At 61.9% G+C, this 26,144-nt stretch carries 17 protein-coding genes; 4 read left to right on the top strand and 13 right to left on the bottom strand.

The genetic code is table 11. The features are described 5' to 3' along the window. Positions 1-18: 18 nt before the first annotated feature. From EYS21_RS02455 to glf, 7 genes are all read right to left on the bottom strand, one after another. On the bottom strand, positions 19-2,196 hold the full coding sequence (locus EYS21_RS02455) for an acyltransferase family protein (RefSeq protein WP_242633242.1): 2,178 nt from the start codon (positions 2,194-2,196) through the stop codon (positions 19-21). A 4-nt stretch (positions 2,197-2,200) separates the two neighbouring features. After that, positions 2,201-3,007, bottom strand: a complete 807-nt coding sequence (locus tag EYS21_RS02450) for an ABC transporter substrate-binding protein (protein WP_165478243.1) — start codon at positions 3,005-3,007, stop codon at positions 2,201-2,203. Between the two features lie 426 nt (positions 3,008-3,433). Further along, entirely contained in the window at positions 3,434-5,407 is a 1,974-nt protein-coding gene (locus EYS21_RS02445) for a DUF6541 family protein (protein WP_131131524.1), read from the bottom strand. 75 nt (positions 5,408-5,482) lie between these two features. Continuing rightward, entirely contained in the window at positions 5,483-6,238 is a 756-nt protein-coding gene (locus EYS21_RS02440; protein ID WP_242633241.1) for an ABC transporter ATP-binding protein, read from the bottom strand. A 1-nt stretch (position 6,239) separates the two neighbouring features. Further along, positions 6,240-7,109, bottom strand: coding sequence for an ABC transporter permease (locus tag EYS21_RS02435; RefSeq protein ID WP_131131522.1), 870 nt, complete (start codon positions 7,107-7,109; stop codon positions 6,240-6,242). Next, entirely contained in the window at positions 7,110-9,032 is a 1,923-nt protein-coding gene (locus EYS21_RS02430) for a glycosyltransferase (protein WP_131131892.1), read from the bottom strand. 56 nt (positions 9,033-9,088) lie between these two features. Further along, positions 9,089-10,276 (bottom strand): UDP-galactopyranose mutase, encoded by a 1,188-nt coding sequence (gene glf, locus EYS21_RS02425; RefSeq protein WP_131131521.1) that lies wholly within the window; start codon positions 10,274-10,276, stop codon positions 9,089-9,091. A gap of 391 nt (positions 10,277-10,667) precedes the next feature. On the opposite strand from glf, the gene EYS21_RS02420 reads away from it, so the two are divergent. Continuing rightward, complete coding sequence (locus tag EYS21_RS02420) at positions 10,668-14,804, top strand: FtsK/SpoIIIE domain-containing protein (protein ID WP_131131519.1); 4,137 nt, start codon at positions 10,668-10,670, stop codon at positions 14,802-14,804. Here the strand turns inward: EYS21_RS02420 and EYS21_RS02415 are convergent. Beyond that, positions 14,765-15,136 (bottom strand): hypothetical protein, encoded by a 372-nt coding sequence (locus tag EYS21_RS02415; RefSeq protein ID WP_242633274.1) that lies wholly within the window; start codon positions 15,134-15,136, stop codon positions 14,765-14,767. The two genes, EYS21_RS02420 and EYS21_RS02415, sit on opposite strands and share 40 nt — an antisense overlap. A 369-nt stretch (positions 15,137-15,505) precedes the next feature. On the opposite strand from EYS21_RS02415, the gene EYS21_RS02410 reads away from it, so the two are divergent. Further along, positions 15,506-15,754 (top strand): WhiB family transcriptional regulator, encoded by a 249-nt coding sequence (locus EYS21_RS02410; RefSeq protein WP_003804966.1) that lies wholly within the window; start codon positions 15,506-15,508, stop codon positions 15,752-15,754. A gap of 103 nt (positions 15,755-15,857) precedes the next feature. Here EYS21_RS02410 and EYS21_RS02405 read toward each other — a convergent pair whose 3' ends face one another. The 4 genes from EYS21_RS02405 to EYS21_RS02390 are packed head-to-tail and all read right to left on the bottom strand — an operon-like array spanning position 15,858 to position 24,212. Then, entirely contained in the window at positions 15,858-17,327 is a 1,470-nt protein-coding gene (locus EYS21_RS02405) for a PAS domain-containing sensor histidine kinase (RefSeq protein WP_131131515.1), read from the bottom strand. 28 nt (positions 17,328-17,355) lie between these two features. Then, entirely contained in the window at positions 17,356-22,209 is a 4,854-nt protein-coding gene (locus EYS21_RS02400) for an NAD-glutamate dehydrogenase (RefSeq protein WP_131131514.1), read from the bottom strand. Between the two features lie 57 nt (positions 22,210-22,266). Further along, complete coding sequence (locus EYS21_RS02395) at positions 22,267-23,571, bottom strand: P-loop NTPase (protein ID WP_131131512.1); 1,305 nt, start codon at positions 23,569-23,571, stop codon at positions 22,267-22,269. Further along, positions 23,568-24,212, bottom strand: coding sequence for a hypothetical protein (locus tag EYS21_RS02390; protein WP_165478242.1), 645 nt, complete (start codon positions 24,210-24,212; stop codon positions 23,568-23,570). The genes EYS21_RS02395 and EYS21_RS02390 overlap by 4 nt, the downstream gene beginning before the upstream one ends. Positions 24,213-24,364: 152 nt before the next feature. Here EYS21_RS02390 and EYS21_RS02385 point away from each other — a divergent pair, with 152 nt between their 5' ends. Next, positions 24,365-24,580 carry a helix-turn-helix domain-containing protein gene (locus EYS21_RS02385; protein WP_131131510.1) on the top strand — a complete coding sequence of 72 codons (216 nt, stop codon included), beginning with the start codon at positions 24,365-24,367 and terminating at the stop codon, positions 24,578-24,580. A gap of 33 nt (positions 24,581-24,613) precedes the next feature. Here the strand turns inward: EYS21_RS02385 and EYS21_RS02380 are convergent, their stop codons facing one another. After that, on the bottom strand, positions 24,614-25,159 hold the full coding sequence (locus EYS21_RS02380) for a hypothetical protein (RefSeq protein ID WP_347559519.1): 546 nt from the start codon (positions 25,157-25,159) through the stop codon (positions 24,614-24,616). 172 nt (positions 25,160-25,331) lie between these two features. Here EYS21_RS02380 and EYS21_RS02375 point away from each other — a divergent pair, with 172 nt between their 5' ends. Continuing rightward, positions 25,332-26,120 carry a LysM domain-containing protein gene (locus tag EYS21_RS02375; protein ID WP_131131508.1) on the top strand — a complete coding sequence of 263 codons (789 nt, stop codon included), beginning with the start codon at positions 25,332-25,334 and terminating at the stop codon, positions 26,118-26,120. Positions 26,121-26,144: the final 24 nt, after the last annotated feature.

Raw genomic sequence — 26,144 nt, 5'->3', positions numbered from 1 at the left:
CCGCTCGGCAGAGTCCTACTATCTAGACGCAGATTTGAAACGCTCGGCGAGCACGGGAACTGTGGAATGTATGTAGCTTCTGGACGCATGATCCGAGTCAAAGTAGACCTGCAGGCCACCGATGACGGCGTGACAAGTCCGTTCGTTACAGAACTGGTCCGATAGGTCAAGGACATTCACATTGGGGTTGTTCATCTGCTTGGCTGCGTCGGCCAATGGATCCGCGACCAGCGCATCTTCGCGTTTATTGGCGCACGCCAACGGGTTTGACTGATTCAGCGCCAGACATTCGGGCCCACTCCTGTCAAGCGTCAGCGGCGTGTCACGCAGCACGAAGACACGCGTTCCAGAGGCGGTCCATTCTGAGAACCGCTTCGTCGCGCTGTCCCGGTACTGTTCGGTCTGCGAGCGGTTCGTACCGTCGTCGATCTCTTCGCCGGCGCCGAAAGATGAGGCAAATACCATGTCTGGCTCGTCTAGCATGATGCGTCTGGTTAGCTGGTCACCCCATTCGAGACACCTCCGCTGAATTTCGGGCTCAGCACTGGGGTTGCCCATAAAGGCTACGCGCTTTACATCGACGAAGGGGCACCCACCTAGCAGCGACTCCTTAAGCTTCCACTTGTGAAGTTTCGCGAGTTCGTAAACTGCCGTCTTCCACTGCTCCGCGTGGGAGTCCCCCACCAACCAGACAGTAGGTGCATCGGCGACACCACCAGCGAAGTCACATTCCGAGAGAAGTTTCTGGTCGTGGACAATGATCGGGTCAGGTGACTGCTTGCACTCAGGCGCATCGAACCAGGGAGCCTCGTTGTCCCCTACGTTCGCAACCTGGGCGGCCGCAAAGGGCTCAGGGCAGCCGTTACTGGGATCAAGGCTGCGTGCGCCATAGCAGGGTTGACCGGCAAGATCCCCGAGTTTTCCTGCCTCAGCGCGTTGTGCCTGGCCGAGGCCTATAAGAAGAGTCCCTGCCAATGCGCATACAACTACGACCGCCACCACCATAGCAATAAAGACTTTGCGGGGCTTTGCTCCAACGAGTAGCTTGGTTCGTCCAGGGTCCTCGATTAGCTTCTTTGAAAGATAGGCAAGGCCTACAGCGAGAATAAGAACGCCTAGTTTGTCCAGAGCTCCCGGGGTGCGGCTTAGAGCGGCCGGGGCCAGAACAATCAGCGGCCAGTGCCAGAGATATAAAGAATAGGAGACATCGCCGATAAACTGCACCGGACGGCCGGAGAGGAGCCTGTTTGGCGACCATATCGGCGCTGCCGGTCCGGATGCTATCACAAGTAGTGTGCCGAAAACGGGGACAGCCGCGGCAATTCCCGGAAAAAATGTCTGTTCACCATACGCAAAGGCCGATACAGCGATTAGTCCATAGCCGAGCCACTGCGCAACCCCAGAGACCATGCGGCGCTTGAGGGCCACGGCCCGTGTCGTCTTGTCGTTGAGGGTCGCTGCACAGATAGCGATCAATGCACCCACCCCGAATTCCCAAACTCGAGCCGGCGTCACGAAATACGCCTCACTCCTGCTGGCGTACGTGAACCAGATGCAAAACGCGAATGCCGCAATGCTGACGGCGGCCACGCCCGTCCCAAGAACCCGGCGGCCCCTGAGTTTGTGTCTGGACGCCAACTTGAACAGAACTACCAATAGCAACGGCCACACCAGATAGAACTGTTCCTCCACTGAAAGGGACCAGTAGTGCTGGACAGTCGAGGCCGCATCGTTATGCGCCGAGTAGTCTACTGACTTCGCTGCAAGGACCCAGTTTTCAACGTACATTACGGAGGCCATGGTCTCCTGCGCGATGGCCAGCCATCTGGGAAACGGGAGAAGGAGCCAGGAGGCCGCTAAGGCTACAACCGCGACCACCGTGGCGGCCGGAAGTAGGCGTTTGATGCGTCTCGAGTAGAACTGACCCAGCTTGATACGCCCAGAACGTTCCAATTCGCCCAGTAGGTGTTTGGAAATCAGGTAACCGGATATGACGAAAAAGACGTCCACACCTACGTACCCGCCCGGGAGGCTCTCCGGCCACAGGTGATTGATAACCACGAGCGTCACGGCCAACGCCCGAAGTGCCTGGATGTCTTTGCGGGTGCCAGTGGATGCATCTGCTAACATTCGTGTCGCCCGGGTCACTATGGGCGCGGGAGATGCACTAGCGTTTTCGACGAGATTCTGTTTCATGTGACTAAACGCCTTGCTTCGCCTTGAAAGCGGACTTGGCTAGCTCCGGAAGCATCGTGCGCGAGAGCCACTGGCTTGAGAGGCACGACCCTGTATCCAACGCCAGTGCCCCATCCTTAGAGTCGGCCATCAAATAAGTGTCGCGCATATGTGCGGGAATAGTCCCCAGAACTCCAGCTGCTTCGATTTGTCCACTTTCCTTGTGCATGACCGAGATCACGGCGATATCGCTGAATAGATCAGCCCCGCGACTCTCTGGCCAGGAGTAGCTTGTTGAAGCCATCTGACTCACGCCCAAGGCGCGTCCCTCTTGCCCCACCAGTGATACGGACGGCGAAAGCCTGAGACCCCATTCCTCGATCATGCGGACGGCGCTTGATTCTGCGCCCATTACTTCGAGATCCGCGCCGATTGCTGACCGGGCTTTCACGACGACAAAAGTTGTGCCCGCAAGATCTGGATAGCTATTGAGATCACTCGTGATGCGCGCTTCAGTCTCCAAACGAACCCTCTCCGACTCGTCCTGCCGTCCTAAGGCTTTCCCAATGAGGGCCAACGACGACCGCCAGTCCGCGATGGAAGACGCATCGGGGCTCACAACGACCGGCGCTATCGTCGACAACTCGTCATATTGAGCCCGTGTAATCTGCGAGTTCACCGCGAGGATAAGGTCTGGCCCCATCCCTCTAAGTTCGTCGACGGGAAGGCCCTTCGACACATCGAGGAGAAGCGGCAGGTCCACACCGAATTTTTTCCATACGGAGTCGAACCACGGAGTTGAACCATTCGGCTGCGCCTCAGAAAGAGGCATTGCTAGTGGCACGACACCGAGAGCCAGACAAGTGTCATTGCTGACTGGCCCCAATGTGGCAATGCGCCTGGGGTCGGACTCTATGACAGTTTCCCCAAACGCATGCTGCACGCTCACAGGGAAAGCATCATTATCGGCTTTTGTGGCGGGGGTGGGCGCAGATTTCGTGAACTGACAACCTGCCAGACCCCAAGGAACAACGGCCAGGGCCGCCAAGAACTGTCGCCGCCCTGTCGTGACATCGCGTCCACGTCCAATGTCAGCCATAGTGAAGGGTCCAATCTTATGTACTAGACGCCAGCGATGGAGCATTTCCACTCGACATCACGGCCTTGAAGGATCTTGGGGCACCCCGTGAACGGGGATGCGGGCCTTGCCAGTTTACCCAATCACGGGCGTTACTCCGAAGTCACGGGCACGGACCGGTTATTTGCATGCGTCCAGCCTGAAAAGCTTTGCCTCCCCGTGCTCCGAGAGCTTAGTAACGATGCCTGTGTCCTCTAAGTTCTCAAGGCCGGGCGCCGGATGCGAGCCGTTGTTGATCTCCTGCTTTCCGAAGTCAAGAACAAAGGTCACGTTCAATGCCCGGACAGCTAGGCAAACGTCCGGATCGTCGCCGGCTTCTCGCAGTCGGTCTAATAGAATCCGGTCATTCAAGGTGGCGTTGTCATTCAGAACGTGGAAAAGAATCGGGGTTCGATCTGCCAGGGCGTAAGAAAGTGCACTGCCGTTCCAAGGATTCGCGACCACAACTGCGTTTTTGGGTACGAGATCCTGCATGTCATTCAGGACGGCCATTTCGTCCGCTGTGAGTAAGGGTGAGCTAACACCGAGTTCATAACTCGTGCGTGCCTTGTTCGCGGAGTACGAGACCCCACCTAACTGTGAGAGCACAGCGATCGCAATGACCGTCGCAGCTCCAACCCAAACAGGCCCCCGGGTCGTCCGCACTCGTGAGCCAGCGCCGCGGGCGGCAACTGGTCGCCTGTTCTCAAAATCCTGCACTACTTCCTGCATCCGGCGAGCAACCCAGAAAGCTCCGCAGGTTCCGACCAACACGCCGGCGACAGGAACGAGTGCGGCGAGCCTGTAACTATCGTTGTACCAAATTGCCGTGAGGAAGTCGCGCACACGTCCAGGCCGGAAAGATGAAACTGCCACGAACAGCATGCACGCCATTGCAAGCATCCCAGCGGCCCACCAAAGTTTCGGTTTGCGCAAGATAAGGACGGTGCCGATCGCAACAAAGGCGGACACCACAACTGCGGGCGGACGATCCATCTGGGCGTTTAAGGCCAGCTCAGCCAAGGCGCCAAGGGGTGATTGGATGGGTGGCCAGAAAGCCGCTTCCGCGGGAGGGCGGACTATCAGCCACGCAACCACGGAGGCTAGCATCCCTGCCAGGAGGATCGAGGTCCATGAGCCAGCGCGGATACGTGATTGCGGCCACTCCAGGCGCCACTGGCGCCAGGAGCCGAAAAATACCATCAAAACTGCTGGCGCCAAAAAGGCGAGGAAGGCCATCAAGGTGCTTGGATGGGCCAACGCCACACCAGGGGCGGCGAGGAGAAGCACGACTCCGCACAGGGCAGGAGGGAAATCCGGAGCAACAGACAGTTTGAGCAGTTGTATACCCAAGGCCAAGAGCGCCGGCAGCAGCGATATGGACAGCAGGTTTGGATATAGGACTCCGAAATCCACCATCATGATAGGAAAGGCGCCAAAGCCCGCCGACATCAGCCCAGCCAAGGCCGACGCCAACCTGGACTGTCCCAGGACCTGCTGGCACAAGAAAATGCAGGATGCTGGCCACACAACAGCGCCGATGACCAAGTTTGTTGCGTTCACGGCCACAGGGATACTAGTACCCGCCAACTGGCTGGTCAAGGACACCACCGCGTGCCAGCCCGCAGGATAAAACGGTATACCGGTCATCCCTCCGACTGTGAAGGACGACGCTTGATGGGTCTCAAGGATGTACCTAATGGCATTCAAATGAAATATGTTGTCGTAAGTTTGAGAAATGCTGTCGGGCCGTCCGAAAACGTAGATTAGACGGGCGCCAATAATTCCTGCTGCCAGAAGCGTTCCAAGCAGGCCATATAACGCCCGGTAATCTCCAACCAGCCGGTTCGCCTTTGGCCTTCCCCGCCATCTGGAAACGGTGAAAGCCGCCCCGGACACCATCAAAGAAAGCAGGAAAACAGCCAAGGAAGACCATGGCATTCCCACAAAAGCACTGACTATGGCTGCGACCACAATCAGCGACACAGAAAGTAACGGCGTAAGCGCGACCAGAGCAAAGCTTCTCGTACCAACGGACCACGCCAGCAGGAGACCCGGTCCGATCAGGACCAGTGCTGCAGCCAGAATGGCTGGCGCAGCATCAAGCCATTGCACTTTGCCAACCCCTTTTCCGTGGATCGGCCAGTTTGGCTTCAGTTCCGCTCCTCGCTGCGTTCAGCGTCGCCGTTATCACTTGAGATTTGAGGATCGTTGCCTGAGCGCGGCTACAACCTCATGCACTTCTCCGTCCATGAGGACTTTGCCGTGTTCGAGGAGGATTCCGCGTTCGCAGACGGTGGAGACCAGGTCCAGGTCGTGGCTGACTACAAACAGGGTTTTGCCCTTGTCTGACAGTTCCTTGATCTTGGCGATGCACTTCCGCTGGAACGGCTCATCGCCCACCGCCAGGATCTCGTCGATGAGGAAAACTTCCGGGTCAGTGTGCACGGCGATGGAGAACGCCAGCCGCAGGTACATTCCGGACGAGTAGAACTTGACCTCGGTGTCGATGAACTCGCCGATCTCCGAGAATTCCACGATGGAGTCGAACATATCGTCGATCTGTTTCTCGGTCATCCCGAGGATCGCCCCGTTGAGGTAAACGTTGTCGCGCCCGCTGAGGTCGTGGTGGAATCCGGCACCGACCTCGATGAGACCTGCAACTCGGCCGCGGGTGTGGACCGTGCCGCCGTCGGGCTGCAGAACGCCTGAGATCAGTTTGAGGAGCGTGGACTTTCCGGAGCCGTTGAGACCCAGCAAAGCCACCGTCTCACCCTGCTTCACTTCAAGGGATACGTCGGTCAACGCCATGAATTTCTTGGACAGGTCGCCCTTCCGCCCCTTGACCAGCCAGACCACAGCTTCTTTCATGGACCGGGTATGGCGCAGGACGAACTGCTTACGCAGCTTCTTGCAGCTGATGGCTACATCGCCTCGTGCGGTCACGTTAGAGCTCCTGTGCAAAGTGGACGGCCGAGCGCCGGAAGGCCAGTTGGCCTACAAACAGCACAGCGATGGAAATAAGGAAAGCGACTGGAAGCCACACCGTCATGAGATCCGGCGGCATCGAGGCGAGCCCCACCTGGTCCTCCTTGAGGGTGGGGAGCCAGAATGCCCAATGGAAAATTTCAACGGCCACGGTCATGGGGTTGAGCTGGTACACCCAGTACCAGGAGCCCATTACTTTCTGCACCATCGTCCAGACGTAGAGCACCGGCGAAGCCCACGTCACTACCATGAGGATCATGTCGACGATGTTCTCCGAGTCACGGAAGTAGACGTTTGCGGCACTGAACAGCAGACCAAGTCCGGTTGCCAGGACGGAGACCAGCACAAAGGCCAGGATTGCAGCGGCCAACTGAAGGACTGTCGGCGTCCACCCCGAAATGAGGCAGGCACCGATGAGCACCACCACTTGAGGCAGGAAATGTGCCGCCGAAACCCACACTGTCGCCACCGGAAACAGCTCACGGGGCAGGTAGATCTTTCGGATGAGGTCGCGGTTGTCCACGATGGACCTGGTGGCGTTGCCCAGCGATTCCGTGAAGAAGTTCACCAGCACGATGCCCGCGAACAGGTAGATGGCGTAGTTGGGGGTCCCACGCTGGAGATTCAGGAAGATCCCCAACGCCACGAAGTAGATGAGAAACTGCATAAGTGGCTTGACGTAAGACCATAGGAGGCCAAGAACCGACCCCCGGTAACGGACCTTGATCTCTTTCCGCACCAATAGCTTGAGCAGGAACCGATGATCATATACGTCAAGCAGGCCCCGCCCCTGGCCTGGGCGGATCATTTCCTCAGTGGTGCCGGCCATCTACTTCGAATCCTCCGACGCAGCATCAAAGGTCTTCTTCCACGACTCCATCGAGCTGACCTCGTGCACAGCGCTGCGGTACTGCTCTGCCAGCCGGTCCCACTCCCGAAAAAGCCGGATGTGGAGGCGGGTTGCTTCCGTCAGCATCGACTTCAGCTTCCCCGGGTCGCGCTGGTACCAGGATGCTCCTGTTCCTTCGGCGTTGGAGACCACCACGCTGTCGTAGTGGGCGACACGGAACCAGCGATTGTCCCGATGGGCAAGATAGCCTTGGGGCCGCTCGGCGCTTTCCGGTCCCGGCGCCTTGATCAGCTGCCGGGCTACAGTCTTGATGCCCCAGGGGATAAGTTCCTTCTTACTGGGCATCCCGACGACGGTGCCGCCCATCGGACCGCGGCCCAGTTTCGGAGCGGGGAAGTCATCGACGTCATCCTTGAGCTGCGCGTCCGGGTAGGAGGACTTCAGGGCATTAATCTCAGGCAACTTGGTGCCGAGCACCCGGTGGAGTTCCTCGGGCCCCTTGAAGAGATCCTTCAGCGCCTCAATTCGACCATGTTCGGTGAAATACTGCATGGAGACTAGGTGTTTGACGTCCGACTGCACGGATTCGCGCAGGACTCGTCCGCCCTTCGGGTAGGGGCTGTGGATCAAGGTGGTAATCAAGCGGTTGCGTTCGTGGAAGTACGCCTGCCATCCCACGAGGTCGTCCTTATCGATCCACGAAACATGCCACACCGCGGCGCCTGGAAGGGACACCGTCGCGAAGCCGGCTTCCCGCGCCCGAAGCCCATATTCGGCGTCGTCCCACTTAATAAAGAGCGGCAGCGACAGGCCGATTTCCCTGATGACCTCGGTGGGGATCAGGCACATCCACCAGCCGTTGTAGTCCACGTCCACGCGCCTGTGCAGCCACGCCGTCTGGCGGAGGTTTGCGATGCTGAAATCATGCCGTACTTCCATGTCCGCGTGCGGCAGAGCCGGGACGATCCTGAACGGGTCAACAACCTCGCCAAAGGTGTGGAGCACACTGCGGTTGTAAAGGTCGAACATGTGGCCGCCGACGATAGTCGGTTTCTTGCAATGGTCGGCGAAGGTCAGCAGTCGGACGATGCTTTCCGGCTCCACGACTATGTCGTCGTCAAGTAGCAGCACGTAGTCGCTGCCATTCTCCACTGACTCGTACATCCCACGCGCGAAGCCGCCGGACCCGCCCAGGTTCGCCTGGTTGATGACCCGGAGCTTTCCGCCCAACGATTCCTTGACAGCTGCGAAGCCATCCTGTGCTTCGACCTTCTGTGACCCCTGGTCCACGATCAGGATCTCTTTGACGTTCTCGAGTACGTCGGAATTCTCTGCCAGGATGCGGGCGTTGTTCAAGCAGAAATCGGGCTTATTCATTGTGGTGATCTGAAGCGTGACCTGACCCTTGGATCCATCGCTGCCCTCGGCCTGCCACTCTCCGTTCTCCAACAGGAGTTCTCCCGAACTTGCGGCCAGGTCAAACCAGTACCAGCCGCCGTCGCCAAACGGCTTTAGCGTCAGGTCAAAAACAGACGTGGCGGCGCCGTCGACGTGTTTGCCGTCAACGCGCTGCACCGACCCGCGCGCGTTGGACTTGTACACGGTGACAGTTCCGGAGCCGCTCGTGCTGACCACCAGGCGTACGTCACGGACCGAGGTCCAGCGTTTCCAGTAGCTGGCAGGAAACGCGTTGAAGTAGGTGCCGAATGACATCTGCTCACCCGAACGGACGCGCATTGACTGCCTCGTCAGCAGGTCCTCAAAATGCGCCTCACGGCTGCCGGAGCTGAACATCTGCAGCTTCTGTTCCGGCAGTTTGGGTGTGCGCGCCAGTTCGTCATTTTCCCGAAGCCGAATGCCGCTGGCCGTTCCGGCGTCTACGTAAAGTGACACGGTGTCCATCTGGTCTGCGGATGGAAGGATCACCCTTTGGAGCGTCGCCCAGCCCGGCGCTGCACTCACGCGTCCACGCCTCCGCTTTCGATCGCTGCGCCGCTTTCGAAGTGCGGGCGGATCTTGTTGTCGAACATAGACAGCGCGGAGCCGATGGCCATGTGCATGTCGAGGTATTTGTAGGTACCAAGTCGTCCGCCGAAGAGAACGTCCTTCTCGGCAGCTGCGAGATCACGGTACTTGAGGAGCTTCTCGCGATCTTCGGCGGTGTTGATCGGGTAGTAAGGCTCGTCGCCCTCCTCCGCGAAGCGCGAGAACTCCCGCATGATGATCGTTTTCTCTGTCTGGTAGCCGCGCTCGGGGTGGAAGTGGCGCGGTTCGATGATGCGGGTGTACGCAACGTCTTCGTCGTTGTAGTTGACGACCGATGTGCCCTGGAAGTCCGCAACGTCGAGGATCTCTTCCTCAAAGTCGATGGTGCGCCAGGACAGATCGCCGGCAACGGAATCGAAGTAGCGGTCTACTGGTCCGGTGTAAACAACGGGAATTTTGCCAACCACTTTGTCCTTGGAGTACTCGTGCGACTCGTCAAAGAAATCGGTATTCAAGCGAACTTCGATGTTGGGGTGTTCCGCCATCTTTTCGATCCAGGCCGTGTAACCGTCTGTCGGCAGGCCCTCGTATTTGTCGTTAAAGTAGCGGTTGTCGTAGTTGTACCGCACCGGCAGGCGGGAGATGATGCCCGCGGGAAGGTCCTTGGGATCGGTCTGCCACTGTTTGCCGGTGTAGTGCTTAATGAACGCCTCATAGAGCGGCCGTCCAATGAGCTGGATTCCCTTATCATTCAGGTTCTGCGGATCGGTGCCCGCGAGTTCGCCTGCCTGTTCCTGAATGAGTGCCTGTGCCTGGCCCGGTGTCAGGTTGGCGCGGAAGAACTGGTTGATTGTGGCGAGGTTGATCGGCAGGGAATACACCTCGCCCTTGTGCACGCCGTAGACCTTGTGGACGTAGTTCGTGAAGGACGTGAAGCGGTTCACGTACTCCCATACGCGCTCGTTGGAAGTGTGGAACAGGTGCGCACCGTAGCGGTGCACCTCGATCCCCGTCTGCTCTTCCTTTTCGCTGTAGGCGTTTCCACCAATGTGGTGGCGGCGGTCGATGACTACGACCTTCAAGCCGAGCTCAGTGGCGGCCTGTTCTGCGATTGTCAGGCCAAAAAAGCCGGACCCTACGATGACGAGGTCAGCGGTCACAAAATCTCCTGGTTCGAAAGCGGGCAGCGCAATGTTGCGCATTGTCTGCTGCACCAGCCTACCCGAGACCCCAACGTGACCTACTAATCTCGTGAACCACCCCTCCTTCCTTTCGGCACGAAAATGCAGCTAGGTGGCGAGCTCCCGCCGATAACGGAGTCCTCCCCCCGCACGGCTCCGTTGCGGAGTTGGGCCAGATGCCCGACGTTCGATCCGTCCCCGATGTCCGAACTGGCCGAACATCGGCGGTTATTTCCACTGAAATCACGGGGGTGGCCGCGTCCCGAAAAACCTGGTCGTTATCCACATGGGACAGTTCAGCCGGGACAGGGCAACGGTCCGGTAATTAGCGTGGACATGTAGGCCAGCCAACCGTTAGGAACTCAACATCATGCCGCTGGAGTGTACGCTCGTCCGCAGCCCCGGCACTGGGCTGGTCCAGACACCACTGGAACTCACGGTGGACGCGTCCATTGGCACCGGCGGTGCGGACCTGCAGGCCGAGCTCGGGGCCAGGTTCGGCACCGGCGTTCTGTCAGTGGACGGCCTCCAGCTCGCTTCCCTGACGGTCGGCGAACCGCCGCTGGTGAACGGTGCGGTAATCGTCGACGGCGGGAGGCGGAGCCTGGGCTGCAGGCCGCGGTTCGCTGCCGACCTGCCAGCGCCGTTGGCCCTCGCAGTTCTGAGCGGTGCCGGCGCCGGGACAGTGGTTCCGCTGCGGCGCGGAACGTACAGCATCGGCCGAAGTAAAGCTGACATCGTCATCCCGGATCCTGAACTGTCCAGGCAACATGCACGCCTTCTTGTTTCCGAAACTGCCATCACCATCGAGGATCTGGACAGTGCCAACGGCACGGAAGTCGACGGCGAGCATGTGAGAAATACGGTTGTGGCCACCGGAGCCGTCATCCGCTGCGGCAACTCCACGATGACGCCGATCTTCGTGGATGCTCCTGGCGTGAAGCTGGAAGACGCAGGATCAGACGTCCACGAGCCCCTGCTGATCCAACGGCGCACGGACCCCGTTAACCGTGCCGCACTCGTGCTGACGGCCGTCCTGCCGCTGGTCATCGGCGTCGGGCTGGCTGTCATGACGGGGATGTGGATGTTTCTCGCCTTCACTGCGGTCTCTGCGGTCTCCGTCCTCGTGCCGGTCGTCTCCGCGAGGCGTCAACGCAGAGACTTGGCCACAGCGGTGGCAGCGGCGCTCCGCCAGGACCAGGAGCGGCGGCGGCGCGCTGCTCCACCGCTGTCCACTCTTGTGGTTGGCGGCCCGCCGTCCGCCGCTTCGCATGAACGGGCTCCCGGCGAACAGAGGATCTGGCTACGCCTGGGTTTGGCAGCCCAACGTGCAAATATCCGATTCGAGCCGGCCGCGCCTGGACTGGAGGTCCCGTCGGCCGGAGTTGTTCCACTGGTCCTCGACCCGGTCAATTCCTTGACCACAGTCAGCGGCCCGGCTGAGTCCCTGGACGGTCTGATGCGGTCGCTCATCATGCAACTTGCGGGTTACCCGCGGGCCGTCCGCACCCGCGTGGTGGTCCATGGTCCGGCCAGTCAACTTCCACTCAGCGCCCGGTTCCTGTCCAGTGTCACGCTGACGGCCACAAAGGCCGCAGCGACAGCTGCGCTGGCAAGGGAATATGCCCCCGCAACCAGACCAGGCGTGCTGCTGATGATCAGTGCCGGCGACCCGGCGGACGACGCGATCAAGTCTCTCGCGGCGGAAAACCACTGGCAGGTCATCGATTTCCGGTCCCGGCCTGGTTCCACGGCATCACCGGACATCGCACTGGGTGAACGGGTGGCCGAGCTGTACGGACCGGAGGGGTCCGTTCGTTTTGTGCCGGACCTCGCTCCGGAAGAGGTCTTCGGCAGCTTTTGCCGCATGCTTTCCCGTGATGCTGCGCCCGTTAACATCAGTGCGACAACTGTGCCGCAAACTTGCCTGCTCCGCGACCTGCTCAACCCCGGCAAGTCTGAAACGTCGGCGCGCTGGGCCGCATCCCGCGACGAGCCGGGGCTCGCCGTGCCCATCGGTCAAACCGCTGACGGCAACCGCTGTCTGGACCTCCAAACCGACGGTCCCCATTTCCTGGTGGCCGGGACCACCGGCTCAGGCAAATCCGAACTACTGCGCAGCATCACCGCGGCGTTGGCGCTCAGCCACCCGCCGGACCGCATTAATTTCCTGTTTGTCGATTTCAAAGGCGGCTCGGGGCTGGCGCCGCTGCAAGGCCTTCCGCATTGTGTAGGGATGCTCACCGATCTGGCCAGCCACGAGCTCGACCGGTCGCTGGTATCCCTTCGCGCGGAAATCCGGCTCCGTGAGGAAATACTGGCGTCCGCCCGGGCGCCGGATCTGACTGCGTATCGGGCTTCCCGCACGGATCGGGATGCCCAGCTCCCCCACCTGGTGGTGGTCATTGATGAATTCCGGATGCTGGTTGATCAGGCGCCGGCGGCCCTGACCGAACTCATGAGGATCGCCGCCATCGGGCGCTCCCTGGGCATCCACCTGATCATGGCGACGCAGCGGCCGCAGGGCGCCCTGACGCCTGACATTCGAGCGAACGTCACAACCAGCATCGCCCTCCGCGTCCAGTCCGACACGGAGTCGATGGACATCATCAATGCAGCGGCCGCTTCAGCCATCAGCCTGCATACGCCAGGGAGGGCTTTCCTGGCGCGGGGCACTGAAGAACCAGAGGAGTTCCAGGCCGCCTCCCTGACGGAACCGACTGACAGGAGCACTCCAGGCCGCCTGCGCGTACGTCTAGCCTCGGAATCGCTCAAGGACCCCACCGGAAAACCGCCCGCTGCGTACGACCACGAAGACCTGACACCTGCGATGGCCGCCGCGCCCATGGTCGACATGATGTCGGGCCTCTGGGTCTGCATGGATGGGCAGCCGGCAAGGCCACCCTTGGCTGCGCCGCTCCCGCACGTCCTGCAACGCCCGGTGGCGCCCGTTGCCGTCCCCGCGTTCGAGCACGGGACGGGGAATCCACAAGGATGGGCCATAACCCTCGGAATGATGGACCTGCCGGATGAACAACGGACAGCACCGCTCGACTGGCACCCCGCCCAGCACGGGCACTTGGGGCTCGTTGGCACTCCAGAGGCGGGAGTGCCTGACGCCCTGAAGGTTACCTTCAACGGCCTCGCGTCCCATCAGTTCGAAGCGCATTTCTACGTCCTCGACGCCGACGGTTCGTTGGAAGGCATCGAGTCGAACTGCCGCGTTGGCGCCAAGGCCGGTCCGCAAGACCTTCGACGCGCCGTCCGAATCCTTGAACGCCTCAAACAGGAGCTGTCACTTCGGCTGGGGAGCTCCCCCAACCAGCACCGGACTCCCCTGCTGCTGATCATCTCGGGTTGGGGAACGTGGGCTTCGTCCTTCCGGGCCGGACCGCTGGCCTGGGCGGAAGACCTGGTCCACGATCTCCTACGGGATGGCAGCCGCGCAGGAATCATTGTCGCCATTTCGGGACAAAGAGAGCTGGTGACCGCCAGGTTCTATGCCTCCGTGCCCAACCGTTTCTACTTTCCGTGCGGCTCAAACGACGACAGCCGCCTCGCGTGGCCGAAAATGCCCGCCACGGCTGAAGTTCCTGGCCGGGCAGTGGCCTTCGGAGCGCTCGCGGCAGGCAAATCTGCCGTCTGCCAGTTCTTTGCCGAGTCCGGTGACGAAGATTCTCTGTGGACTGGCGCAGGAAAAGCTGGCGGGCATGCGGTTATCAGACGGCCCTTCCGGGTGGATTCGCTGCCCGCCAGGGTATCGATAAGAGAACTAATGGAACGTGCAATGCCGGACAAGGGAGAAGCACCGGACAAGGGAGAAGTGCCGGCACAGCCGGGAACCGACGGCCCGAAGGTTCATCCAGGCCCTCCTGGACCACGGACCTTTGTCATAGGGCTGGGCGGCGACGAACTCGCGCCCGTCTCCGTCCGGATTCCTGCAGGTGGAGTTCTCGCCGTGCTCGGAGGGCACGGCGGTGGCAAGACCAGCTTTCTGCGCCTGTTACCGGAACTGAACGCCGGGAGGGCCGAGTGGCTGGCACCGGGTGCAGGTAATGACGCCTGCGAATACTGGTCCGGTGCGCTTCAGAGGGCTGCTGCCGGCACAGTGGGCCGATATGCCATCGCTCTGGTGGACGACGCAGACCTTCTGCCCCAGTCAGCACACCAAGACCTTGCAGAACTGAACAGCAGGGGGATCTGCGTGGTTTTTACTGCCGGGTTCAGTCCGCTGCTGGTCCAGCGCGTGCCCCTGGCGCTCAGCGCCCGGGGTTCGGGGACCGGGCTGCTGATCGCACCGCGCAGCCTCATGGACGGCGACCTGTTTGGCATCAGGTTCGACGCCGAGCCAAATCCGCCCCCGGGCCGCAGCGTCCTGGTGACGAACGGCCGGCCGACGGCGGTCCAGCTGGGCTGGGTGCCTGACACGTCGAAAGCCCCTGCCCATCAACAGGACGCGGCCGGACCTCAAACAGCCGGCGGGGAACCGCCCGTCCGTGACACATAGGCAACAACACGTTTGTCGAACAGCAGGACAATGGCGAGGAGCGCGGGAATGAGCATTGCGAGCCCGGCCCAGACGAGGCCCCCCGTCAGGGTGGGGACTCCCACTATCAGGACAAACAGCTGGGCCACCAGGGAGGCGGACCGTGTCCAGCGGTATCCGCGGAACAGAAAGTGCCCCACCGCAAACAACCACGCCGCGAAGGCGAGGAGCAACGCCATCGTGAACACGGCGCCCCAAAAGGAGAGGACAGGCGCACCCGTCGCAAGTTCATATCCGTACCAGGCGGCCGCGCCAAGCAAAGCTGTGGCTTCAGCGGCGACAACCAGGGCAATGACGGTTACGCCGCGCGGTCGTCCGGCCCGCTGGCCGGTGGGAACTTCCTGGCCATTCTGCGGCCCCGATCCGCCCGGAGAAGGGTCCGGGGAACCGTCAGGGGAAGTGTTCGAGGGGGGTACGGAGGGTCTTGACACACTGGCACCCTACCGGACATAGTCGGACAGTGGTGAGGGCCACCAACGCCGATGTGATGTATCGCTCAGCTTTCCGGGGATTTCAAGCCTTATTACCCCTTGTTTACACAGCGTTAACATGACAGGCTTAATTCAGATGACCAAGGGGGCCCCGCAGGGCCCCTTTCCTTTGTAGCTACTAGTGAATAATTTCACAAAGAGCTCTTCCCAGAAATGGAGCAACTGATCAGCATGGATTGGCGTAACCGCGCGGCGTGCCTTGACAAGGACCCGGAACTGTTTTTCCCGGTCGGAAACACGGGCCCTGCCCTCCTCCAGATCGAGGAAGCCAAAAGCGTTTGCCGCCGCTGCCCCGTCGTTGATACCTGCCTCCAGTGGGCGCTGGAGTCCGGCCAGGACGCCGGCGTGTGGGGCGGCATGAGTGAGGACGAGCGCCGGGCCCTGAAGCGCCGGGCAGCACGCGCACGCCGGGCTTCCTAACCCGGGCTAAGGCATAACAGACGGCAATGGCCGCAACCCAACGGGTTGCGGCCATTACTTTTTGCCAGGGTTCGGATGATTCCGCCGGTGCCGGATTACCCGGCTACTTGGGCATAAGGCTCAGCCGGATCCGGACGGCCGTTCCCCCGCCTTCCCGGGGCTGCCACGCTATGGTGCCGCCGAGCTCGCTGGTAACCAAAGTGCGGACAATCTGAAGACCCAGGCCCTCGACATGGGGAGTCTCAGGCAGGCCCACCCCGTCATCGGCCACGGTGACCGTCAGGAGCTCTTCGCCATCGTCCTCCTCGGACCGGTCGGCCAGGAGCCATACCGTGCCGGTGCGTCCCTCGAGACCGTGTTCGACGGCGTTAGTCACCAATTCATTGATCACCAGCGCCAGCGGGGTTGCGAAGTCGCTGGGAAGTTCGCCGAACAGTCCCGCCCGTTCGGTCTTGACCTGTTGCGAAGGCGAGGCAACCTCCGCTGACAGCCTGAACTGGCGGCCGATCAGTTCGTCGAAGTCGACGCTCTGTGCCAGCCCCTGGGACAGAGTTTCGTGGACAAGGGCGATCGTTGCCACGCGGCGCATCGCCTGTTCCAGGCCCTGCTTGGCTTCATCGCTGACCATGCGGCGCGACTGCATCCTCAGGAGCGCCGCCACGGTCTGCAGGTTGTTTTTCACCCTGTGGTGGATCTCGCGGATGGTCGCGTCTTTTGTAACGAGCTCCATCTCCCGCCTCCGCAGCTCGGACACATCGCGGCACAGGACCAGGGCCCCGAACCGGTGCTGCTCATCACGGAGCGGAATTGCCCGCAGGGAAAGGCTCACGCCGCGTGACTCGATCTCGCTGCGCCATGGCATCCGGCCGGTTACCACCAGTGGCAGCGTTTCGTCGACCATGCGCCGGTCCTTCAGCAGGCTCGCGGTTACTTCGGCCAGCGACCGTCCCTCGAGGGACTCGCCGTCGCCGAGCCGCCGGAAGGCGGATACACCATTGGGGCTCGCGTACTGCACGATGCCCTCGGCGTCGAGCCTGATGAGGCCGTCCCCCACACGGGGCGCGCCCCGGCGTGAGCCCGTAGGCGAGGCAAAGTCCGGCCACAGCCCCAGCGTGCCCATGCGCAGCAGATCATAGGCACACTGCCGGTATGTGAGTTCCAGCCTGGAGGGCATACGGGAGCTGGACAGATCCATGTGCGTCGTCACGACGGCGAGCGTCCGGCCGTTGCGGACCATGGGAACGGCCTCGACCCGCAGCGCCATGTCGCTGCTCCAGTTTGTTTCGCTGGACCGTTCGATGGCACGGCTGGCCCAGGCCTTGTCAACCAGCGGCTGCAGGTCCGACCGGATGCCCTCACCCACAAAGTCCCCGTGGAACACGGTGTGCGTGGTTGAGGGCCGGACGTGCGCCAACGCCACGTAGCCGTACTCCGGGTGGGGGAACCACAGAGCGAGGTCGGCAAACGCGAGGTCGGCAACCATCTGCCAGTCCCCCACCAGGAGGTGCAGCCATTCGGCATCACCCGGCCCAAAATCAGCATGTTCCCTGATGGGGTCCGTAAAGATTGCCACTGCACCTCCAGTTACGACGCCGGTATCCCTAGCGTCGGACGATTGACCTCAAGAGCCTCAATGCTACCGACAGTGACGCCATATCGTCCGCTTCGAGGGAATTGACCTCGTCGAACATGCTCTTGGCCCGGCCGAGCTGTTCAGCGTTCTGGCTCTCCCAATCCTTCAGCCTGTCCGCCGGGGAGAGCCCTGAATCCGTGGATTCGAGCACCGCCATCGTCATGTCCGAGACCGTCGAGTACAGATCGTCGCGCAAGGCCGCCCGTGCCAGCGCCTGCCACCTGTCCTGCCTCGGCAGGCTGCTGATCCGTTCAAGCAGGGAATCAGCGTGGAAGCGGTTGAATACGGTGTAGTAAACGGACGCAATCTCCTCAACGGGGTCCTTACGGACCTGGGCGATCTTGGCTATGTCCAGCAGCACGAAACTTTCAAACAGTTCAGCCCAGCGCAGAGCCAGGCCTTCTGGCAGTTTCCACTCCCGCGCTTCCTTAAGCCACGCGGCCACCCGCTCGCGGTCGTCGCCCCGAACGTAGTCAAGGAGGCGGGCGCGCATCGGATCCATGACGGGCTTGAATTCGGCGACGACGTCAGCGATGGGCCGGTTGGCTCCGCTTTGGCCCACGAGCCAGCGCACGGCGCGGTCCAGGAGCCGCCGGATGTCCAGGTGGACGGTGCTCCAGTGCTCCGTGGGGAACGAGGCGGGGAGACTGTTGAGCTCATCCACCATGACATCGAGTTCGTAGATCTCACGGAGAGCAACGAACGCTTTCGCGACAGCCACCTCGGTGGCCGATGTCTCCTCAATGGTCCGGAACGCGAAGGTGATGCCGCCCATGTTGATCATGTCGTTGGCAACAATCGTGGCAATGATCTCCCGCCGCAGCGGATGGGTGTCGAGCTCGGCATCAAACCGTTCCCGCAACTGCTGCGGGAAGTAGGCGCGGAGGGTCTGCCGGAACCACGGGTCGTCGGCGAGGTCGCTGTCCCGGAGGGCAGAGGTCAGCTCGATCTTCGCATACGCCGCAAGCACGGACAGTTCCGGGGACGTCAGGCCCTGGCCTTGGCCGAGCCTTTCCCGCAGGGTCTCCGTAGTAGGCAAGGCTTCAAGATCGCGTTTGAGGTCAGCTGATTTTTCCAGCCAGTCCATCATCCGTTCGTAGCTGGGGCTCCACTCGGCAACGCGCATGCGGTCGTTGAGGAGCAGGATGTTTTGGTCCACATTGTCCTGCAGCACCAGCCGGCCCACCTCGTCGGTCATCGACGAGAGGAACCCGGAGCGTTCCTCTGCGGAGAGTTTGCCGGCAGCCACCATCCGGTCCACGAAGATTTTGATGTTGACCTCGTGGTCAGAGCAGTCCACGCCTGCCGAGTTGTCGATGGCGTCCGTATTGAGGATCACTCCCTGCAGTGCTGCCTCGATGCGCCCGCGCTGGGTCATCCCGAGGTTGCCGCCTTCACCGACCACCTTGACCCGTAGGTCACGGCCGTCCACGCGGATGGTGTCATTGGCCTTGTCCCCCACGGACGTGTTCGACTCGGCGCTTGCCTTGACGTATGTTCCGATCCCGCCGTTGTACAGCAGGTCGGCGGGGGCCAGCAGAATCGCCCGGAGAAGCTCCGGCGGGCTCAGCTGGGTTGTCGTTTCCGGCAGCCCCAGGGCCGCACGGATCTGCTCCGAAACGGGGACCGTCTTGGCCTGCCTGGCGAAAACGCCGCCGCCCTCGCTGATGAGGGATTTGTCGTAGTCATCCCACGAGGAGCGGGGCAGCTCGAACAGCCGCTGGCGCTCCGCAAAGGACGATTCCTCGTTTGGATTGGGGTCGAGGAAAATGTGGCGGTGGTCGAAGGCCGCGAGCAGGCGGATGTGGCGCGACAGCAGCATCCCGTTGCCGAACACGTCGCCGGACATGTCGCCAACGCCGACGACGGTGAACGGCTGGGTCTGGGTGTCCAGGTCAAGTTCGCTGAAGTGCCGTTTGACAGATTCCCAGGCACCGCGGGCGGTGATGCCCATGGCTTTGTGGTCGTAGCCCACGGAACCGCCCGAAGCGAAGGCATCACCGAGCCAGAAGCCGTACTCGGCGGCCAGGCCGTTGGCGATGTCGGAGAACGTGGCCGTGCCCTTGTCCGCGGCGACCACCAGGTAGGAATCGTCGTCGTCGTGCCGCACCACGTCCGACGGCGGCACCAGGTTTTCGCCGTCGGGCAGGGTTACCAGGTTATCCGTGATGTCCAGCAGGCCGCGGATGAACGTCTTGTAGCTTTCAATGCCTTCCGCCATCCAGGCAGCGCGGTCTGCCGCCGGATCCGGGAGCTGCTTGGCGAAGAAACCGCCCTTGGCGCCGGTGGGGACAATGACCGCATTCTTGACGGTCTGTGCCTTCACGAGGCCCAGGACCTCGGTGCGGAAGTCTTCGCGCCGGTCGGACCAGCGAAGCCCGCCGCGTGCCACCTTGCCGAAACGCAGGTGTACGCCCTCCACCCGCGGTGAATACACCCAGATCTCGAACTTCGGCCGCGGGAAGGGCAGCCCGTCGATGTTGGTCGGATCCAACTTGAAGCTCAGGTGCTGCTTGTACTGGTAGAAGTTGGTGCGCAGTGTGGATTCGATCAGGTTCATAAACGTACGAAGGACGCGGTCGGCGTCGAGGGTTGCGACCTGGTCGATCGATTCGTGCAGTCCCGCCCGGACGGCGTCCTGGGTGGCGGCACGCTGGTCCTCGTCAACTGAGGGATCGAACCGGGCCGCGAAGAGTGCGCTGAGCCCCTTGGTAACTTCAGGGTTGGCAAGCAACGTGTCGGCGATGAAACCGAACGAATTGGTGTTTCCCATCTGGCGCATGTAGCGCGCGTAGGCCCGCAGAACAGTAATCTGGCGCCAGTGCATTCCCTCACGGAGCACGAGCCGGTCGAAACTGTCGGATTCAATGGCACCGGACACCGCAGCCCCGAAGGACTCGGCGAGCAGCTGGCCGGTGGCTACCGGATCTACTCCGGCCGGGTACTTAAGCCCCAGGTCATAAAGGAAAAAATCACGCCGGTCAGCGGTCTCGATCTCGAAGGGCCGCTCGTCCAGTACCTCAAGCCCAATGTTGTGGAAGTAGGGCAGGATCTGGCTGAGGCTTTTCGGCTCCAGCATGTAGAGCTTGACGCGGGCATCTTCCTCCAGCGTGGCCCCTGCGCCTTCCGGGAGATATACATGAACACCGGGACGTTCCTGCTTTGCCCCGGCTGTACGCTCCGCTTCGGCTCCGTACTTCTCGAAGCGGGAGATATCCTCCAGGGCCTCCTCAACTTCATAGTCCACGCGGTAGCTCGCCGGGAACGCTTCTGACCAGATTGCTGCCAGTTCCTTGGCGTGATCGTCCTCACCGCTCCCCCGCAGGACCTCTGAGATCCCTTCGCTCCAGGACCGAGCGGCCCTGACCAGACGCTTTTCAAGGTCTTCGGCGTCAACGTGGCTGACGTCAGCGCCTTTGGGGAGACGGATACGGAAGAACAGCCGGGCCAGCGCGGACTCTGTCATCCGGGCCTCGTAGTCGATCGTGACGGCCTGGAACGTTTCCCGCAGCTCATCCTCAATGCGGAGCCTGACGTTGGTGGTGTACCGGTCGCGCGGGAGGTATACGACGGCGGACATGAACCGGCCGTAGATATCCGGGCGCAGGAACAAACGGGTCCGGCGGCGCTCCTGCAGCCGCTGGATTCCCAATGCGGTGGACGCAAGGTCCGGGATCTCAATCTGGAACAGTTCGTCGCGCGGATAGGTCTCCAGGATTCCCAGCAGGTCCTTCCCGGAGTGCGAGTCAGGCGGGAACCCGGCATTCCGCAGCACGGCGTCCACTTTCTCCCTGACGATCGGGATGTTCCGGACAGACCCGGCATAGGCGCTGGTGGCAAACAGTCCGATGAAGCGACGCTCCCCGTTGACGTTCCCGGCGGCGTCAAAGCTTTTCACGCCAATGTAGTCGAGGTACGCGGGACGGTGCACGGTGGACCGCGAGTTGGCCTTCGTGATCACAAGGGCGCGCTTCTCCCGGGCCTTCTTCCGGCCTGCGTCGGTCAGGTGCTGGACATGGTGGGAATCCACTGCTGCCCTCAGGAGCCCGAGCCCGCTGTTGTCCCGGAGTTCAAGGACATCTTCGCCATCGACGTTAATGAGGTCGTATTCGCGGTAACCCAGGAAGGTGAAGTTTCCATCATCGAGCCAGCGGAGCAGGTCCTGGGCCTGGCGCAGCTCTGCAATCTGGGCCGGGTGGGCCACCTTGTCCAGGCTTTCCGCGATCTGCCGGGCCTTGTTCCGCATTTTCGGCCAGTCCTCGACTGCGGCCCTCACGTCACCCAGGACCCGTTCCAGGCCGGCAAGCAGTGCCGCCCTGGCGTCATCGGTGGTGCGGTCGATCTCCACAGCGATCCACGACTCCATGTGGGAGGTGTTATCCCCCTGGGCGATGAGGTGCGACATGCTGGGCATTGCCGCGGTGTCGCCGCTGGAAATTCCGAACTGGGACGGAACGCGGTCCACTTTGACCAGCTGCCCCGATTCGCGGTGCCGGGTGACCACAAAAAGAGGGTGGTTTACCAGGTGGATGGCCGCGTTCTGCCGGACCAGCTCGGCGTTGACAGAGTCAACGAGGAAGGGCATGTCATCCGTGACGACATAAACTACGCTGCTGTCCGCCTCCGTGCCAATGGATATTTTAGCCTGGCCAGGCAGCCGCACGCCGGCGACCTCACGGTGCGTCTCGGCCCTGGCCGCCAGCACATCCTGCGAATAGCTGTGCGCGTCCTCCTCGGCTAGATGCTGATAGTAGTCCCCCAGGAAACCTTCGCGGTCTCCAATAGCAAGGGGTTGATCCTCCACACTGGATCCAGACGACATCGACAAACGCCTCCATCACAAGATTGATGCTGCACCTTTGCAGCTCTTATGGTGAGCCTAACCCTTTAGGCGACGCCTCGCTGTGGAAGAGAATACAGAGGATCTGCGTTTTTGCTGGACAGATGCACAGACCAATTCGGCGATCGCGGCCCTGAGCTTCGACTCCGGTGCAACTTCGAGGAGCAATGAGCCTCCCAGCAGCGCCGAATCGGCAGCGGGACCGTCGGCCGGCAGAAACGCGCTGATTTCTGCGGCCGGACCATACCGGTCCCATGCATCCCGCAACTGGCGTTCGGGCGCCCTGCCCACGGCGCCGGCGCGGACCTTGTTCATCACCACCACCGGAGAGACATTCGGCACCGCAAGCTCAAGTTCGGCCAGCCCGCGGACCAGCCGCGGGACTCCGACCGGATCCGCCGAACCCACGGCATAGACGGTGTCCGCCAATTCCAGCGTCCGCAGGGTCGCCGCGTTGCGTCGCGGGGCCATCGTGTCAAAGCTGATTTCTTCATCCGCCTCGAGGCAGAATCCGGTATCGACGACCACCACATCCGCGATTTCCCGGGCGCGCTCCAGCACCAGCGACAGGGCTGCCGCCCGGAGTTCCGTCCACCGGTCCGCGCGGGTAATGCCGGTGAGGACCCGGAATGTGCCGAGCCTGGTTGCTACCGCAGCCGCAATCCTGAGCAGGGCATCGGCGTCGAGCATGCCCTGGTCAGCAAGCCGGCAGGCTTGCGCCAGCCCGGCCGATTCATCCAGCAGGCCAAGGACTGCCGCGATGCTGGCCCCATAGCTGTCGGCATCAACCAGGAGGACGGATTTTCCCTCAGCAGCCAGTTCCCCCGCCATGTTCGCCGCGACCAGGGTCCGTCCGGGCGATCCCGCCGGACCCCAGACCGCTATGATGCGGCCCGTGCCGGAAGCCGCCGGGACATCTTCCGACGCCGCGGGCACGGGCCTGAGCGCGGCGGCGGGATCGGCCAGGCCGGCTGCGGGATGACCAGGCTGCCTGCCCACCAACTGGGCCACGGCCTCGGATATCCTTGCCGCCAAGGTCGCAGCCTCGACACCCAACACAGCCGACGGTACGCCGATCCCCCGGAGCCGGGATGCCTCGTCCGGATTATCGGTGAGGGCTATGATCGCCACGCCGACCGCACCCAGCCGGTCGACGAGTGAAGCCGTCAATTCCTCACACCCGTCAGCGACCACGGCAGCGCGGGCAAGCCCGCTCTGGCACGCTGCCAGCAACTCGGCCAGCTCGGCGCACCTCCGAACCACAGTCACAGGGCCGTGCAACCGCTCAAGGCCGCCCACAATATCTTCCTGGGCCTGGCCGACGGTGACTACCGGGATGCTCACGAAGCGGCCCCGCCAGGATTCCAGACCACTGATATCTTGGCCTGATTGGCCTGTGCTCCCAGCAACTCAGGCATTTGCCTGTCGGACACGAGGACCATCAGCACGGTGCTTCGTGATGAACCCAGCGCTGTGGACCCGGAGGTGATCTCCGCAACTTCCGCGCCGGGAAGAAGGAGCTTCGGCTCGCTGAATCCGTTTTTCGCATCCGGCAAGGCAACCCACACGTCCACCCGGGTCCCGGCTATCGCCTGGGACGGGAGCGCCTCCTGAACCGTCACTGCGACTGGCTTGCGGTCCAAGGCATCCACAGCGCCAAGACTTTGACGCGGGACCAGCTGGTCCTTGCCGATTCGCTGGACAGCCACTACCCCCTCAGGCAGGCCGCCTTCCACGGTGATATATTGCTGCTCCGTGTCACCCAGCCGGACTTTGGCGCGGACCACGTTGTCCTCCGTCAGCATTTCGCCCACTGCGATGGCGTCCCGCGCCGCGTAGACCTCGGTGGTCGTGTCAGCGCTGCCGACAAGCGAGATAACCCCGGCCACGGACGCAAGAACGAGCAGTATTCCAACGAGCAGCCGGGGATCTTTCCACGACGGCCGCTTCAGCCTTGCGGCCGCAGTTGCATCAACAGTTGTCACGCGCAGTCTCCCCCTCGCTCCGCACCGGGCCTCAGGCGGCCGGACACCCTCATTGTTACGTCATGGAAGCCTGAACGGGAAGTCAAAAAGACAAACAGCATCAAACTGTGGATAAACGCATCAAATGGTCCCTGAAGTGGCAAAATAGGAGCATGCCCCGATTCCTCACCCTCGCAGACGTCGCAGAGCAGCTGCAGATCAACTCGCCGGCGGCGTACGCACTGGTCCGCAGCGGAGAACTCAAGGCCATCCAGGTCGGCGGCCGCGGCCAGTGGCGCGTTGAAGAGAAAATGCTGGAGCAGTACATCGAAGAGCGCTACGCCGAGGCGAGCCGGATAATCCAGGAATCCAGGTCAAAGTCCGTCTGAGCGGGGCCCTGACCGCCGTACGGCCTCAAGCGGCTATAAGTCTCCGGTGAATACTGACCTGATGGCGGCAAGTGCGGAAAATGGAACCGTACAGACGTGGCCGACATGCGGGGCGCGGCGGGCTTCCCCGGGCCTGAGGGCAGCCAGGTCAAGGTAGTCGCGGCCGACCTTGTCGATGACACCGGCCATGCCGGAGTCCTGCGCACTCCCGCTTCTCAACAGAACCGTCAGCTCCGACCGGTCCCGGGCCAGTCCACGAAGGGCATTCGACAGCCCGATACTCCTCCGCACAGCAGATGGCTCGCTGACGGAAAACCGCCCCAGTCCCGCATAACTCTCAACGGCAAGGTGCGGAACCAATACCTGATGGCGTTTGTCGTTCAGGACAAAGGCGTCGACCCCCGCATACACGAGGGTCCCTTCAAAAACCGCACCGGACACGAGGCGTACTTTCACGTGCGTTCCCAAGGAACCCCGCAGCCGGTCGGCCAGGCTTAGTCCGGCCGCGTCCACTCTTGCACGTTCCGAAATCTCGGCTTCCATCGACAGCCTGCCGCCTTCGGCAAACTGTGCCTCCATGTCACTAAACAGGGCATCCCAACGCATTCGGCCAGCGTAGGACGCGCGTTCCTCACCGTCAATTCACAACCAACTTCCCTCCAACGTCTGGACAAAATTCGATCAGGTAGGGCAAACTGATTTTACTTGCATCAAACTGCATCAAACAACATCAAACGCGATGGAGATGGCAATGACAGCGCATGGGAAGCACAGCGTTAGGTCCGACGCCGCGATGGCCGCAGCCATCCTGTTGTTGGGCGGCCTCCTGTGGATCTCGGGCCTGCCATTCGCGGATCGCTGGATCCTCAGCGGCGCAGGCCGGAGGGCACTGGATTTCGACCAGCTTTTGGGCACGGCCGCAACTGCAGCGGGATTGGCAATCGCCGCGTGGTGGGTGCTTTCCATACTGTCGGCCTTTACAGCGGCAGTCCTGGAACGAACCGGACGGAAACGCGCGGCCGCCACGGCGGGTAAATTGTGTCCGGCATTTATGCGCCGGCTGGCGCTGGCGGTGCTTTCCGTCCAGCTTGTTTCCGCTCCGCTGGCCCATGCTGAAACGCCCTCCGGTCCGGTTTGGCTGCCTACGCAGGGTGCCGCGGCTCCGGCTGCCTGGGAGCCCACGGGCGGCAGCGCCGCCATGGCGTTTGTGGCCGCGGCTAGTTCGGCGCCGGAGGAACAGGGCTCCGCGTCGGAGCTTCAACCGGACTGGCGACCCACTGCCCCGGTGCCTGATCCTGGCCTCACTGTTGCCAGGCCCTTACGGGCAGGGCAAGCGCCACCATCATCGCGGACTGAGGTCACGGTGCTTGCCGGCGACACCCTCTGGGACATTGCGGCCCGGGAACTGGGGCCCGCAGCCTCGGATGTCGAGGTGGCACTGCACTGGCCCCGCTGGTACCAGGCCAACAAGGCCGAAATTGGCGAAAACCCGGACGTCCTGCTCCCGGGCCAAATCCTGAAACCACCCGCCGGGGCCTAGCCGACAGATCGACGGACAGCATTA

Origin of the sequence: Arthrobacter sp. S39, assembly GCF_004320525.1 — a bacterium.
Lineage (GTDB): Bacteria > Actinomycetota > Actinomycetes > Actinomycetales > Micrococcaceae > Arthrobacter.
Note: the sequence above shows the minus strand (reverse complement) of the source record. Positions and strands in the feature narration are given on the sequence as shown.

What these genes read in the sequence shown, in the direction of transcription:
- EYS21_RS02450 (WP_165478243.1), bottom strand. Translation starts at nt 3,007, where the DNA reads ATGCCTCTTTCTGAGGCGCAGCCGAATGGTTCAACTCCGTGGTTCGAC.
- EYS21_RS02380 (WP_347559519.1), bottom strand. Translation starts at nt 25,159, where the DNA reads ATGGAGGCACAGTTTGCCGAAGGCGGCAGGCTGTCGATGGAAGCCGAG.
- EYS21_RS02375 (WP_131131508.1), top strand. Translation starts at nt 25,332, where the DNA reads ATGACAGCGCATGGGAAGCACAGCGTTAGGTCCGACGCCGCGATGGCC.
- EYS21_RS02420 (WP_131131519.1), top strand. Translation starts at nt 10,668, where the DNA reads ATGCCGCTGGAGTGTACGCTCGTCCGCAGCCCCGGCACTGGGCTGGTC.
- EYS21_RS02410 (WP_003804966.1), top strand. Translation starts at nt 15,506, where the DNA reads ATGGATTGGCGTAACCGCGCGGCGTGCCTTGACAAGGACCCGGAACTG.
- EYS21_RS02435 (WP_131131522.1), bottom strand. Translation starts at nt 7,109, where the DNA reads ATGGCCGGCACCACTGAGGAAATGATCCGCCCAGGCCAGGGGCGGGGC.
- EYS21_RS02430 (WP_131131892.1), bottom strand. Translation starts at nt 9,032, where the DNA reads ATGGACACCGTGTCACTTTACGTAGACGCCGGAACGGCCAGCGGCATT.
- EYS21_RS02385 (WP_131131510.1), top strand. Translation starts at nt 24,365, where the DNA reads ATGCCCCGATTCCTCACCCTCGCAGACGTCGCAGAGCAGCTGCAGATC.
- EYS21_RS02400 (WP_131131514.1), bottom strand. Translation starts at nt 22,209, where the DNA reads ATGTCGTCTGGATCCAGTGTGGAGGATCAACCCCTTGCTATTGGAGAC.
- EYS21_RS02455 (WP_242633242.1), bottom strand. Translation starts at nt 2,196, where the DNA reads ATGAAACAGAATCTCGTCGAAAACGCTAGTGCATCTCCCGCGCCCATA.